Here is a 13,967-nt window from a genome sequence, read left to right as displayed (position 1 = left end):
TTGCTCTGAAGTCGATGCGAAGCGTCGCGCTTTCTGGTCAGGCCACGATTCCCTTCTCGCCGGAGTCGGCCGCCGACGTATCGCGTCGGCGCCGCGAGGAGACGACAAACGGAAAGAACAAGATTCCGCACGCGATGAGGCCGACACCGAACAGGAATGTGCGCAGGTCGGACGTCCCCGCTTTAATCACCCAGCCCGAGTAGATGACCCCTAATGCCGCCACAACAAAGTCTTCGAGACGCTGTCTGCCTTGGCCGGCGTACGTCTGGCCGGATACGGTCAGCTTCAACTGGTAGATGGTCGCGATGATGTACGGCAGCAGATAGGACAGGGTGGCGACAAACGTCACGAAATCGAACGCCTTGGCGATGGAGTGCGAGATTGTCGAGAAGATGAACACCTGCGCCATGATGTTGGTAATCGTCAGGGAAACCGATGGCGCCTGGCGCTTGTTCTCGCGCCCAAACACGCCGGGGAACAGGCCCTGGCGGCTCGCCTGATACGCCACCTCGGCACTCAAGAGAATCCATCCCACGGTCGATCCGGCCAGGCACACGAGGCCGAGCAGAGCCATGATGTCGCTGCCGGCCGGTCCGATGGCCACAGACAACGCGTCGACCAGCGGCTTATCCGTGTGCACTAATTGCGCCTGCGGCAACACGCCCATAGTCAGGATGGAGATGCCCATGTAGATAATTACCGTCAGCACCAGCCCGAATACCGTAGCCCGCTTGATATCCCGTTGTTTGCGCGTCCGCGCCGAGAACACGACCGCCGATTCCACGCCAACAAACGCCCACAACGTGGAGACCAGCGCATTCCCCGCTTGTCCGAACAGACCCACACTTTGCCCCCCGTCGTGCTTGACCGTTGCAAACGGAAGGATGTTGGATTTCTCAAACACGAACAAACTGACCGCGATGAAAAACACGAAGCCGAACACTTTGGCCGTGGTCGCCACTAGGTTGACCTGACCCGCGCCTTCCACCCCGCGCAGGATGAGCCCGTGCACGAGCCAGAGCAGCGCGGTGCAGACAAGAAACGTGGTCAGATTGCCGACGCCGACGGTCAGCGGCCCGACCGAGAACAGCGGCGTCTGGCTGTTGAGAACCGGAAAGAAGGTGGACAGATAGCCGGCGAACGTGGTGATGATGGCCACGTTGCCTGCCCAGTTGGCCACCCAGTACCCCCAGGACACCAAGTACCCGGACAAGACGGACGCGGTCGATCCGTCCCGAAACAGGGCTTTGGCATACATCTGCGGCCCACCGTTTAAATCCGGCCTACGCATGGCCAAATTGCCGAAGACGAGCGCAATCATCAGCACCCCGGCACCGGTCAACGCCCAGGCGAGGATGCTGCCGGCCGGGCTGGCCACCTCCGCCAGCTGTCTGGGCAGCATAAAGATGCCGGAGCCGACCATGTTGCCGACGACCAGGGCCGTCAGCATCCAAACCCCCAGCTTACCGTCACGCATTGATGAGACCCCCTAAAAAACGGCCTCGCGGCCGCGCCCTCTTTCGTATGCTAAAGAATTAACGTAGTCGACTATACAACCTTATTGTCCAATCGGCAAGAGAGGGGAGACAGGGAATTGAAGTCAACAAAGGATTGTATAACTATGCATGGAAACGATGAGGGCAAGAGAACCCGCCGCGTCGGTCTCCGTAGGGAAGGCGCGGCGGGGGAACCAAGCGTGTATACGGGCGGATTGCACCAAGGGGACTAGGCCTTACCGACGCTGAAAGTCGAAGCCGATGGCCTGTAGGAAGGCGCGGGCCAAGAGGGTGTGGCCGGCCAGGTCTGGATGCACCCGGTCGAGGGCGATGGAAGCCGGATAGGTGTGCGCCCACAGCTGGTCGAACGCGGCCTGCGTGTCGACAAACACGGCGGCAAAGTCGTCGGCCACCCGGCGGACGATGCGGCCGTATTCATCCATCCGCCGCCGCATCGGGTCATCCCGGTTGGGCTCCAGATAGAACGGGGTCATCAGCACCAGCCCGGACAGACTACCCCGCACCTGCTCGAGCAGGCTGCGCAGGGTCTGCTCATACTCCTCCGGGAGCACGTGCCACTCCGGCTGCAGCGGGTGGTCAAACTGGCGCCAGACATCGTTGATGCCAATCATCACCGACAGCCAGTCCGGCTTTTGATTAATCACGTCCGTCTGCCAGCGCGCGGCGAGGTGGCGCACCGTGTCCCCACCGATACCCATGTTGACCACACGAATCCCATAGTCCGGGTACAACGCCCGCAGCCAACCATCTACCAATGCGACGTAGCCGTTGCCCAAAGCGAGGGATGAACCCTCGCCGACCGGGCGCTGACGCCCGCAGTCAGTAATCGAATCGCCAATCATGACTAACTTTTGTTTCGCCTGAATGCGCATACATCGATTTCCTCCTCTTCGGTGACACTTCTCAGACAGCTCGATCAACTTGCTGTTCGACGTGTTACTGTTCGACGTGCGTGAGCCGGCTCCTGCATGCCGCATGGATTGGGGCGCCCTGGCGAACCCTGAACCTATAGGCAGATTTTAGGGGGGTGAAGCTCATGGCGCATTCCGCGCAAGGGCCTGTGCGGCGTATGGCTGCGTGGGCGGTCCTGGCCGTTCTCGTGGTCAGCGGCTGTGGCGGCCCAGGTTCCGAAAACCGCACCTCGGCCAGTGGCTTGGCTGGGAACGTAACAGGGAATTCGCTCGGCGGAGCGTTACCGCCGACTACGCGTGCCACCGCAGGCAGCGTTGCTCGCGTCATCGGCAAAGATTACAATCCGCATACGCACACGGTTCGACTGCAGGTACAGCGAGGCGGGACCGTAGCGCCCGCGCCGCGTCCGGCCGGGACGGGAGGCATGGAAGATACTGTCGATCTCGCCGATAAACCGGGCATCATCAACTACGTCACCGCCAATTTCCCGGATAAGGCGGTGCACCGGATTGTCCTCATCTACGAACTCGGTGGGCCACGGCGTACCCCAACCGGGGCGTTGGCCACGCCAGGCGCGCCGGTACAGTACGTGGCGACGAATCATGGCTGGGTCAGCTATCACAAAGAGCCGAGCATCAACAGCGCGGTCTTAGGACGGCTGCAGGCCGGCGAGAAAGCTCCGTTAGTGCGCAAGGTCAACCCGTGGTGGTACGAGATTCGTTGGCAAAATCAAAACGTCTATATCACCACAAACCCGCAGTATACGCATGTCGTGACGGATACCGTGGGACCAGTGACGGCCGGATCGACCACCATTGATGTTCCGGTGAATGTCGCCTCGCCAGCGGCTCCGAGCAAGGCCACAACGCAAGCAAACGCCGGCACGATCGGCCCAGCCGGACATATAGGGGCGGGACCGACCGGTGTTGGGCCCGCGCCATCGGACATCAAGGGCCGCGGTACGACTGCGCGCGTCCCGATTCCACCGCCGGGCGTGACGTTGGACCCAAACCTTCGACCCGTGGTGGGAACAAGCGCGTCGGTGGCGGATAAGACGCGCGCGGTGCTCTCGGTGGCGAAAAGCAAACTCGGGACACCATACATCTGGGGACATAACGAGGACGAGGGACAGACTGGTTTTGACTGCAGCAACTTTGTCGAGTACGTGTTCCACCACGCGTTGGGGTATCAGTTCACCACCGCCAGCCGCAAGCAGTACCAGTCGGTAGGGGTGACGATCCCGACCAACCAGATGCAGCCGGGCGACATCCTCGTCTTCAATCACGGCGGCCACGTGGGGATTTACGCAGGCAACGACCAAATGATTCAGGAAGGCGGGGGCCTCGGCAAGGTTGGGTATGTGAGCATGAAGCCCGGCAGCTACTGGCGGGATCACCTCACGGTTGTGCGGCGGATGTACTGACCCTGAATAAGCCGCGCGAATGCGAAACGCTTGCGGGCGTGCAGAGGCGTGCCGGAGACGAACAACGCTCTTTATCCGGTGTGTACGGCGAATTGGTCGGGGCGGCCTACTGCGGCCAAGGAAACGACGCTCCCGACATCGACTCCGTCTTGACGCAGCCAGACGATAATCTGGTCGTCCCAGGCGGGGACTGGCTGCGGCACATCGGTGCGAAAGTGAGCGCCGCGGCTCTCCTCGCGCATCAGGGCTGCCTGCAGGATGAGGCTGGCAACGATGGCGCCGGGCGACGGCTTATCCTTTGTCGCCAACGATGCCAACTCATCCAGGCCAGCCCGCATCCGGTCCGGGTCACGGACAATGCCGCCAGCCTGCCAGAGGGTTTCGTGAATCGATTGGAGTGTGGATTCGTCGTCTGGCTGTATCTCGACCACCCTGTCTGCGTCCGGGACGTTGCTGGCGTCGGTATGGGTTTTATGGGTGCGCGGGTTAGCTCGGTTTCCTTCGGCCTGCCAGAACGCCGCCACCTCGTGCCCCATGAGCAGGCATTCGAGCAGCGAATTGCTGGCCAGGCGATTGGCACCGTGCACGCCTGTACAGGCGGCCTCACCGAGGACAAACAACCCATCCAGCGACGTCCGGCCAGACAGATCGGCGGCCACACCGCCCATAAAAAAGTGGGCCGCGGGCGCCACCGGAATCAGGTCTTGCTCTGGATGAATGCCCAAGGTCGCCAGGCGTGCGGAAATGGTCGGGAAGCGCTCGGCAAAGTCGGGGATGCCGCGCGCATCCAGGTAGACCCGACCGCCGGCAAGCAGGTGCCGGTGAATTTGCCGCGCCACCAGGTCGCGGGGCTCCAGGTCTTGCCGCGGAAAGTCGGCCATCAAGTGCCGCCCCTGTTCGTCGAACAGCTTCGCCCCGGCGCCGCGGACCGCTTCCGAGATGAGGAAGCGCGGGTTGCCGGGGGCCGCGAGCACGGTGGGGTGGAACTGCACAAACTCCATGTTTTGCACCCGCGCCCCGGCCAGGTAGGCGAGGGCGATGCCGCTGCCCGTGGCCCCGGTTGGGTTGCTGGTATACGGGTAGAGCTGGCCAATCCCGCCGGTGGCCAGGATGACTGCGCGGCGAGCGTATACGGCACTAGGCTGGTTTCCTCGCTTGCCGAAGATGCCGACCACGCGCTGCCCGGCCAGGAGCAGCCCTGTCACCTCCATGTCCGTCCAGCGCGCGAGGCGCGGCTGCGCAGCCGCAGCGGCGTCCACCGCTTGGAGAATGTGGCGGCCGGTGGCGTCTCCGCCGGCGTGCCAGATGCGCGGCTGCGAGTGCGCCCCTTCCAGCCCAAGCCGGACACGGCCTTGCTCGTCCGAGTCAAACCCGGCGCCGATGGCCGTCAGCCAAGCCATTAGCTGCGGGGCGCGCTGGGTCAGCCGCTGTACGTGCTGAACGTCGCACAACCCCGCCCCCGCGGCCAGGGTGTCTGCGGCGTGCAATTGGGGGGAGTCGCTGTCTTTGAGCGCCGCCGCAACCCCGCCCTGGGCGGCCCAGGAGTTGCTGCCGGTAGGCGGCGTCTTTGAGACCTGAAGGACGTCGGCAAACTTCGCCAACAGACAGCTCGCCGTCGTGCCGGACAGGCCGCTGCCGACGACGATAAAATCGCACACTTCCGGCTTCATAGTTCCACGTCCAATCCGACGTCCGCGCTGACCGCCTGATGGGTGAGCGCCCCCATGGAGACGTAATTCACACCGGTTGCGGCAATCTTGCGCAGGCGGGCAATGGTGACATTACCTGACGCTTCGAGCGGCACGCGGCCTTCCGTCATGCGGACCGCTTCCGCCAGGGTCGCGTCATCCATGTTGTCGAGCAGGATGATGTCCGCTCCAGCCGTCAGCGCCTCGCGCAGTTGGTCAAGGGTGTCCACTTCCACCTCAATCTTCGGCGCCAGTCCCACGTACGCGCGGGCCTTCGCAATCGCCTCTGTCACGCTGCCGGCAAGGGCGATGTGGTTGTCCTTGATGAGCACCATGTCGTCCAGGCCGTAGCGGTGGTTGACGCCGCCGCCAACCTTGACCGCGTACTTTTCCAAGTCGCGCCAACCGGGGGTGGTCTTGCGTGTATCCAGGAGTTGGGTCTGGGTGCCCGCCAGCTCCCGAACCGCGTCTCGAGTCATGGTGGCAATTCCGGTCAGCCGGGCGAGAAAGTTGAGAGCGGTCCGTTCGGCGGTTAGGATGGAGCGGGCACAACCGTTCAGCCGACAGACCTTCGTCGTCCCCTCAAGGTCTGCACCCTCCTCGACCAAAAACGTGACTTGAACGTCCGGATCGAACCGGTGAAAAACCGCCTCGACCAGCGGCAGGCCGGCCACTCGGGCTGGGCCTTTGACGCGGATGGTGGCGGTGGTCTGCAAATCCTCAGGGACAATGGCTTCGCTGGTCAAATCGCCGCGGCGGGCGTCCTCGGCGAGCGCCAGGTCAATCAACGAGTTCACAGCGGCTAGCCGCGTAAGACGGGACACGCAGATCGTCTCCTTTGCATTGAACACTCGCACGCCTATCTGTATATACAATAGTCTTTACATATGACTTCGGCAAGATGAGGTGGCTGGATGTAGAAGGAATCGCCGGTATGGGCGGGCATGGGCGAAGCGCCCGTTTTTGACTGCGGCCGGCGCACTTTCCATGTCACATCCATAGAGTGTTGGTGAGGCTCGCACGAGCGCTCGGCAGCGACAGAGGAGGGTGAGACGTGCAGAAGAAAGGTGGAAAAAAGTCGCGCCGCAAGGAGCGCGCGAAGGCACCACGGCCCGTACCGGAGTCCCAGCCGACCTCTGCGGCGGCCGCAGCCGGCGGCCCAACCGCGTTGGATAGCCTAAAGCAAAACCTGTCTGGGAAGCGTAAGGCCATTTTCGAGATCCTCGAAGATGTGAAAAAGGTCAAACCCGAAGAGTGGCAAGACCCCAACCATGTCGAGGCGTTGGCGAAAAACTTTGCCAATAAGCTCGGGCTACCGGTGCCTGAACAGCGTATCAAGCAGTTTGTCAATGCCTATAAAGATGCAACCAAAAACGGCCCAACAGCCAACGTGGATGAATTGATGCAAAAGTACGGTCAGAATGTGGACGACAAGACCTTGAAAGAGATTAAGAAGTTCGTCCCGAAAAACGTCAAGTAAGGGGGGAGTCAAGCAGGCGGTCGCAAGACCCCTTGGGGTCTGTCGCGGCTTTGGCCTTCCCCACCTGGTTGTTGGCCCCGCAGACCCAGGCAAACGGAATAGGACGTGAGAGGATGCAGAAAGGCCGGCCGCCATGGCCGGCTCTTTTATGCGGTACGGCGTCACATCAGTACGGTGGGACGCCGGGATGGCCCGCTTCGGGGTAGGGGGGAGCCCCGGGATAAGGAGCGCCTCCCGGTCCGGGTGCTCCTGCCTGCTGTCCACCTGGGGGCGGGCCTTGCGGCGGAGTTTTGGCCTCCGCCGTGCCTGCGGCGTTGACATTACTATCTCCACCGCCCCCTGATCCTTTCAGTACCTGTCCACCCAGCGGGGAATTCATCAATGCCATCAGGATGTTGGTAAAGTCTTCGGTCGTGAGGTTGCGCCCTCGGTTCTTGATGATTTTTTCGAGTACACCGCTCTCTCTTAGCGAGTTGGAGGTCACGTACAGCGTATCCAACAGCCGATCCGCCTGCTGCAAGTAATTCAAGCCGTTCTTGACGAAGTTGCGCAAGGTGCCGACGGTTTTCAGGGACTCCTGAAGGTTCTTTGGCGACAATAGCTTCGATAGGTCCTTGTTGGGTGTCGTGGTGGCGCCTGGCCGTCCTGGACGTACGGCGGGCACGCCGCTCTTTGTCTTGGTCCTCCCGGACGCCTTGCGTGTTTTGGCATTTTTACTGGAACCACTGGAACCTCTCCGTGCTTGTGCCATCGCCAGGGCGACGTCCTCTCCTAGGTTTTCCATTCTGCCTGCACGCGCCCGCTTGCGCGCGCTCTGCGCTCGCCTGCACGGGCTGCCCAGGTCGCGCAAGCGCTGCGCACGCCTTGCGCGGCGGGAGCGTATTTGCCGGGAACCGTTCGTGCGCATGTCGAACCCTCCCATCTCATCCGCACACAGGCTGACTCCTGTTTGCAGTGTATGGATGTGGACGACGAATGGTGAGGGACGCGCCGGGGGCAGAAAATGGGATGGGTGAGGCAAGGGCGGGCATGGGGGACAAGGGCGGCACACAAGTGCGCCAGGCCGGTACGTATAAAACAGCCCCGTCTCCAGGCTGTGCAGCCGGAGACCGGGCTGTTTGAGTCGGATACTACGGAGCAAGCTCCGTACGGATTGGCTGCGCGCAGCGGTCAGACTCAGACCAGCTCGCGGACGAAGCGGCCGATGCGCTCCAGTGCCGTCTCCACTTGCTCGTACGCGACGGCGTAGGAGAGGCGGATGTTTTCCGGTGCGCCGAAGGCACCGCCTGGCACCGCGGATACCAATTCATGCTCCAGGAGCAACTCGCAGAAGGTGTTGGCATTCTCGATGACCTGACCCTTGTACGACTTTCCGTACAGCTGCGCGATATTCGGGAAGGCGTAGAACGCCCCTTCCGGCACCTGGCACGTGATGCCTGGCAGTTCGCGCAGCCCCGCGACCAGCTTATCCCGGCGGCGGTGAAACTCTTCGACCATGTTCGGATCGAACGCAGAGAGGGCCGCGATGCCGGCCACTTGGGAGACGGACGCCGGGTTGCCGGTGGCGTGGCTTTGCAGGCTGGCCAGCGCCTTCGCCACATCGGCAGGCGCCGCGACGTAACCCAGCCGCCAGCCGGTCATCGCAAACGCCTTTGAGAACCCGTTGACCACCAGGGTCCTATCCGTCAACTCAGGGAACAGCGCCGGCAGGCTGACGTGACGAACCCCATAGACTAGGCGCTCGTAGATTTCGTCGGTGACCAGGAAGATGTCGTGTTCTACCAGGACTTCGCCGATGGCCCTGAGTTCGGATTCACTGTAGACCGCACCGGTCGGATTGTTCGGCGAGTTGAGCAAGAACGCCTTGGTCTTTGACGTGATGGCAGCCCGCAGTTGATCCGCAGTGATTTTGTAGCCGTTCTCCTCACCGCAGGGAACAATCACCGGTTCCGCCCCGGAAAGCCGAATCTGTTCCGGGTAGGAGACCCAGTAGGGGGCTGGCAGAATCACTTCATCTCCCGGCTCGCAAATGGCCAGGAAGATGTTGAACAGGGAGTGCTTGGCTCCCGACGAGACGATGATTTGTTCTGGCGCATAGGACAACCCGTTCTCGACCATCAGCTTGTGCGCGATGGCTTTGCGCAGCTCCAGCAGCCCGGCGGCCGGGGTGTACCGGGTCTGGCCGCTGGTGATGGCGCGGATGCCCGCGAACGCGGCCGCAACCGGGGTATCAAAGTCCGGCTCGCCGACGCTCATATTGACGACCGGTTTCCCCTCGCGGATAAGGGCCTTGGTCTTCGTATCAATGCTGATGGTGGCAGACGGAGTGATTTGGCGGACGCGACTCGATAGGCGTTGTTCCATGTGACACGCTCCCTCGCTAGACTGCCCATAATTTTAGCATAGATACGCATTCTGGTTGCATCGGGATACGGAATTTCTCAGCTATCGGAGGCGCAGCTGCCGGGGCGTAGCTTTGTAATACGTGTCTGGAAAGGGATCAGGTACCCGAGACAACCTGACGGCGGCAGGACGTCATCCCCACAGTCGATGCCACCATGGTCGCGTTGGCGTCGGGATGGGCGGTAAAGCCGCAGGGTGCAGCGGACAGAACGCCGTCGGTTCCGTACCCGGTAGAAAGTAGTCGGTCTCTGTCGCCCGGCACTGGGGGGTAGCCAATAGCCCGGAGGACACATCAATCGTTGCTCGCACAAGTCCGGCCGGGGGCGTGTACCACGGCCCCGGCAGGCGCTGCTGGGCCACGCCCATGAACTTTGCCCAAATCGGTGCGGCCAGGTGCGATTCGCTGCGGGTGAGTGGCCGGTTATTGTCATAGCCCACCCACACCGCACAGACCACGTGCGGGGTGTAGCCCACCATCCAGGCGTCTGTGTCGGTGGTTCCGGTTTTGGCTGCGGCCGGCCCGTGCAGGTAGCGCGTAACCGGGTACGCGGTGCCGCCTGGTTTGAGTACGCTGGTCAGTAAATCGGTGAGGATAAAGCTGGTACCGGCTGACAGCACCCGTTCCCGGCCCGCTTCGGGTGCCTCACCGACAGGGTCACGTAGGGTTGCGCCGGCACCCGCGGCCGTGTCTGTGTTCACTGCACCCATGGCCCTAGTCGTGTCCTGCGCAGCCGTGGACACCCGCGCAACCGCGTGCGCGTGCACGCGCAGCCCCCCATTGGCCAGGGTCGCGTAGGCGGTCGCCATCTCCAGCGGGCTGGTCGGGAAAACGCCGAGGGCCAGGGATGGGTAGGGCATAAGCGGCGACTGGATGCCCATTTGCCGCGCCGTCCGGATAACCGCCTGCGGCCCGAGTTCCAGGTTGGTCGTGACCGCGTACACGTTGTCCGACCTGGCAAGCGCCTCGCGCAGGGTGAGCGGTCGGTGCGCGTACAGGTTGCCAAAGTCGTGCACCGTGTAGCGCTTGTCCGCGCCTGCTTCTTCGTTATCCGTATCCGAATAAAGGAACGTGGTCTCCTCGCTGTTGACTTCCCGCGCGGGTGACCAGCCCCGCTCCAGGGCTGCCGCGTACAGCACCGCCTTAAAGGTCGATCCCGGCTGTCTTTCGGCGAACGCCCGGTTGTACGGGCTTTGCCGATAATCGCGGCCCCCGACCAAGGCGAGAATCGCGCCCGTTTTCGGGTCGAGCGCTACCAGCGCCGCCTGCAGACCGCTGTGCGGCGGCAGGGTGGTCGCCACCGCCCGCTCCGCCGCCTTTTGCAGGAGCGGATCGACCGTCGTCGTGATGCGCACACCGCCCTGCTCCAAGGCTGTGTCCGTCAGGTGGAAGCGCCGCCTCGCCTCATCCAGCGCCACTTGCGTCGCGTACGGGGCTGGACGGGTCTGCTGCGGCTGTTTTTGAATCGCCAATGGCTGCCGGTAGGCTTCCGCCGCCTGCGCGGGGGTGAGGTAGCCGGCCGCCACCATCCGGTCCAACACCTGGTGCTGGCGGGCTTTCGCTGCGGCAAAGCTGCGGTACGGGGAGTACAGCTCCGGGCCTTTGGGCAGGCCGGCCAACAGCGCCGCCTCAGCCAGCGACAACTGCTGCACCGGTTTGCCGAAGTACAACTCGGACGCCGCTTCCGCTCCGTACGCCCCGTGGCCGTAGTAGATGACGTTTAGGTATTTCTCGAGGATGTCGGACTTGCTCGCGTGCAGCTCCAGTTGTATCGCGTACAGCATCTCGCGCAGTTTGCGCCCGAGTGTGCGGTCCTGGCTGAGAAACAGGTTTTTTGCGAGCTGCTGCGTAATGGTCGATCCGCCCTGGACCACGTGTCCATGCCGGACATCGACCCACAGTGCGCGGGCCAGGCCGCTCAGGCTGAGGGCGTGGTGGTGGTAGAAGTTGGCGTCTTCGACCGCCAGGGTGGCCTCCCGCAGGGAGCGGGGGATGTCGGTGAGGGGTACTTCCCGTGGCGCGGGGCCAGACGGGGACCAGTCGGCCAGCACTTGTCCATTCGCCGCCACGAGGGTGTTGGGGCGGGCAAATGTCCCCTTGGGCAGCGGCGCCTGGCGCAGCGCCACCAGCGCAGCCGACATGCCCGCAAAGCCGAGGCAGACGGGCAGTAAGAGCCACGCCAGGCGACGCGGGTAGGACCTTCGGCGCAGAGGTCCGGTGCTGGACGGATGAGCGGTCGCATACGTGTCGACCGGCACGGTGGTCACCCCTCCCAGGATTGAAACTGACAGGAAGCGGATTGTTGGTATGGAATCGATTGTATATTTCCCTCCGAGGAGGAAATGATGTGCGTGAGTCGTTTCAGGTCTGCACTAGAGTGGTTTTGTAAATATTCTTGGAAGAAGCCATCACCGCTAAAGGAATCGATTTGGATGTACATGGGCGAAATGATCTTGGATTGCATGAGAAAGCGGAATTGGTTTTGAAGCATGTCCATGAGAGTGGTCCGTAGTAACCACCATTCTAATCGTAAGTGACTTACGATTTTGTGTCAGCAAGGTCGAGATATATAATTCATTTGCAACGCAATCCGTAGCTCCGTCTAGGCATATCTTCATGGAATGAGAAAGGAAGGTTATCACTTGAGCGAGAAACCGATTACTGTAAATGCGATCATCAATGGAGAACTGGTTTCTACTGACAAAACATACCCACGTGAAAATCCAGCCAATACAGAGGAAATCGTCGGATACGGACCTTTGAACACGCGTGAACAGACGATTGAGGCTATACAAGCGGCGCGCAATGCGTTCATGAAATGGAGACATTCCGATATCGATGAGCGTATCCGACGAATGCGTCGGGCTATTGAGCGCATTAAAGCAAGCATACCGGAAATGTCACGGCTACTTTCCCGCGAGCACGGTAAGGCGTTATACGATTCCGAGGGTGAGTTTGCCGTATCGTTGATGTGGATGGAATACGCCTGTAATACTGCGAAAGAACTGCTTCAAGACAAAGTGACGGAACACGATGGTGGGAAGACCATCGTGACGAGTGATCCGATTGGCGTGGTATCTGCCATTACGCCCTGGAACTACCCGATATCCCTTTCGACTATTAAGGTCACACCGGCGCTTTTGGCGGGCAATACCATCGTCCTCAAACCGAGTCCGTTCGCACCGCTTACGGTATCTAAAGTTATGGAATTGATTGCCGCCGAATTTCCACCGGGTGTGCTGAACATGGTGCATGGCGAAGCTGAGGTGGGCGTCGAGTTGACATCCAACCCGGACGTATCAAAGATTGCCTTTACGGGTGGGACTAAGACGGCCAAGTCGATTATGAAGGCGGCAGCCGATACCATCAAGCACATGACCTTGGAGCTCGGCGGCAACGACGCGGCGATTGTACTGCCCAGTTTTGACGTCAACGACGCCCGGGCGATGCGGCGACTGGTCATCAGCAATTTTCTTACCAGTGGCCAAATCTGCATGATTGCTAAGCGGGTGTACGTCCACCGTTCAATCTTCGACGCCTTCGTTGACAAATACGTCGAGGCGGCTAACCGTTGGATTCGTGTGGGCGATCCGTTCGATCCGCGCGTGACGGTCGGGCCGGTCAACAACCTGGGCCAACTCAAATATGTCCAGAGCCTCGTGGATGACGCGAAAAGCCGCGGTGCAAAAGTGATTCCGCTAGGTACGGTGCTGAATGAGGAGCAGTTTCAGCGTGGGTACTTTATGCAGCCAACTTTGGTTCTCGGGTGTGACTATCACGATAAGATTGTCGTCGAAGAACAGTTTGGTCCGACGGTTCCCATTCTACCTTACGACGATGTGGAGCAAGCGATTGCCCTGGCGAACGACAGCATCTATGGGCTGACGAGTTCAGTGTGGGGAGATCCCGAAGAAGCTGTACGGGTGGCACGCCGCATTGAGGCAGGAACAACGATGATCAATACGGCGGCGGTGCAGGGGCTGGATGTCCGCTTTCCGTTTGGAGGCGTCAAGCAGTCCGGCATTGGCCGCGAGTATGGTGCCGAGGGCATCCTGTCGTACGTAGAGACGCACGTCATCAACGCGCCTAAGAATCTAGACTTGCCCTACATTCCAGAGTGAGATTTTAGGACCAGCAACAATAAAGACACAGGGGGCTGTACCAGAAGCCATCATTTGGCGGACAGGAACAGCCCTTTTTCGATCAAAGCTGAGAGGCTCTGACACAGATTCCGCGCCTGATATAGGGTGGTTCAGTAATTTTCCAAAGGGTTTACGGGGGTTCACAGCGAAATCTTTCATCCATCGCAACATGGCACGGAGGATTTCCAGTTGATTGAACCCATATCGCAGTACAAGGTTGAAGCAGCTCCCGTATTCGCTGAACTCATACGGCGATTGAAATGGGTGGAGCGTATTGATGCGATTGTTCCAGTCAAACCCGAAGACTGCCGTGTTTCCGTCGGGGTGCGGATTAAGGCCCTTCTCATCAATATTCTGACGGACAGAAAAGCCCTCTATCGGGTACAACGTTTCTATGAACGGCA

11 protein-coding genes are annotated in these 13,967 nt (G+C 61.0%); 4 read left to right on the top strand and 7 right to left on the bottom strand.

Features of this window, described 5'->3' with window-relative positions; genetic code table 11:
* Positions 1–37: 37 nt before the first annotated feature.
* Together H522_RS0112925 and H522_RS0112920 are read right to left on the bottom strand one after the other, a co-directional pair.
* Complete coding sequence (locus tag H522_RS0112925) at positions 38–1,477, bottom strand: amino acid permease (protein WP_026962648.1); 1,440 nt, start codon at positions 1,475–1,477, stop codon at positions 38–40.
* 255 nt (positions 1,478–1,732) lie between these two features.
* Positions 1,733–2,389, bottom strand: a complete 657-nt coding sequence (locus H522_RS0112920; RefSeq protein ID WP_026962647.1) for an SGNH/GDSL hydrolase family protein — start codon at positions 2,387–2,389, stop codon at positions 1,733–1,735.
* A 164-nt stretch (positions 2,390–2,553) separates the two neighbouring features.
* Between H522_RS0112920 and H522_RS20650 the strand changes: the two genes are divergently transcribed.
* Positions 2,554–3,852: a C40 family peptidase gene (locus tag H522_RS20650; protein WP_051344249.1), complete on the top strand. Its 1,299-nt coding sequence runs from the start codon at positions 2,554–2,556 to the stop codon at positions 3,850–3,852.
* A 71-nt stretch (positions 3,853–3,923) separates the two neighbouring features.
* Here H522_RS20650 and nadB read toward each other — a convergent pair whose 3' ends face one another.
* Positions 3,924–5,522 carry an L-aspartate oxidase gene (nadB, locus tag H522_RS19320; protein WP_051344248.1) on the bottom strand — a complete coding sequence of 533 codons (1,599 nt, stop codon included), beginning with the start codon at positions 5,520–5,522 and terminating at the stop codon, positions 3,924–3,926.
* Positions 5,519–6,364, bottom strand: a complete 846-nt coding sequence (gene nadC, locus H522_RS0112905) for a carboxylating nicotinate-nucleotide diphosphorylase (protein ID WP_245578112.1) — start codon at positions 6,362–6,364, stop codon at positions 5,519–5,521. Before nadC ends, nadB begins: the two co-directional genes overlap by 4 nt.
* A gap of 230 nt (positions 6,365–6,594) precedes the next feature.
* Between nadC and H522_RS0112900 the strand changes: the two genes are divergently transcribed.
* Positions 6,595–7,020, top strand: coding sequence for a hypothetical protein (locus H522_RS0112900; protein ID WP_026962645.1), 426 nt, complete (start codon positions 6,595–6,597; stop codon positions 7,018–7,020).
* A 166-nt stretch (positions 7,021–7,186) separates the two neighbouring features.
* Here the strand turns inward: H522_RS0112900 and H522_RS20645 are convergent, their stop codons facing one another.
* The 3 genes from H522_RS20645 to H522_RS19310 form a co-directional block, all read right to left on the bottom strand.
* Entirely contained in the window at positions 7,187–7,927 is a 741-nt protein-coding gene (locus tag H522_RS20645; RefSeq protein WP_051344247.1) for a hypothetical protein, read from the bottom strand.
* A gap of 269 nt (positions 7,928–8,196) precedes the next feature.
* Entirely contained in the window at positions 8,197–9,384 is a 1,188-nt protein-coding gene (locus tag H522_RS0112890) for a pyridoxal phosphate-dependent aminotransferase (RefSeq protein WP_026962644.1), read from the bottom strand.
* A 171-nt stretch (positions 9,385–9,555) separates the two neighbouring features.
* Complete coding sequence (locus tag H522_RS19310) at positions 9,556–11,679, bottom strand: transglycosylase domain-containing protein (RefSeq protein WP_245578111.1); 2,124 nt, start codon at positions 11,677–11,679, stop codon at positions 9,556–9,558.
* Positions 11,680–12,042: 363 nt separating this feature from the next.
* Here H522_RS19310 and H522_RS0112875 point away from each other — a divergent pair, with 363 nt between their 5' ends.
* The gene (locus tag H522_RS0112875; protein WP_035453883.1) at positions 12,043–13,542 is read left to right on the top strand and encodes an aldehyde dehydrogenase family protein; all 1,500 of its coding nucleotides are present in this window, start codon (positions 12,043–12,045) and stop codon (positions 13,540–13,542) included.
* Between the two features lie 210 nt (positions 13,543–13,752).
* The coding region (locus H522_RS19305; protein ID WP_035453880.1) for a DUF4277 domain-containing protein at positions 13,753–13,967 on the top strand (215 nt) is incomplete at its 3' end.

The sequence above is a fragment of the Alicyclobacillus herbarius DSM 13609 genome (assembly GCF_000430585.1).
GTDB classification, from domain to species: Bacteria; Bacillota; Bacilli; order Alicyclobacillales; family Alicyclobacillaceae; genus Alicyclobacillus_G; species Alicyclobacillus_G herbarius.
Note: the sequence above shows the minus strand (reverse complement) of the source record. Positions and strands in the feature narration are given on the sequence as shown.

Coding starts and splice junctions, on each gene's coding strand:
- H522_RS0112925 (WP_026962648.1), bottom strand. CDS start 1,477: ATGCGTGACGGTAAGCTGGGGGTTTGGATGCTGACGGCCCTGGTCGTC.
- H522_RS0112920 (WP_026962647.1), bottom strand. CDS start 2,389: ATGCGCATTCAGGCGAAACAAAAGTTAGTCATGATTGGCGATTCGATT.
- H522_RS20650 (WP_051344249.1), top strand. CDS start 2,554: ATGGCGCATTCCGCGCAAGGGCCTGTGCGGCGTATGGCTGCGTGGGCG.
- nadB (WP_051344248.1), bottom strand. CDS start 5,522: ATGAAGCCGGAAGTGTGCGATTTTATCGTCGTCGGCAGCGGCCTGTCC.
- H522_RS20645 (WP_051344247.1), bottom strand. CDS start 7,927: ATGCGCACGAACGGTTCCCGGCAAATACGCTCCCGCCGCGCAAGGCGT.
- H522_RS0112890 (WP_026962644.1), bottom strand. CDS start 9,384: ATGGAACAACGCCTATCGAGTCGCGTCCGCCAAATCACTCCGTCTGCC.
- H522_RS0112875 (WP_035453883.1), top strand. CDS start 12,043: ATGAGAAAGGAAGGTTATCACTTGAGCGAGAAACCGATTACTGTAAAT.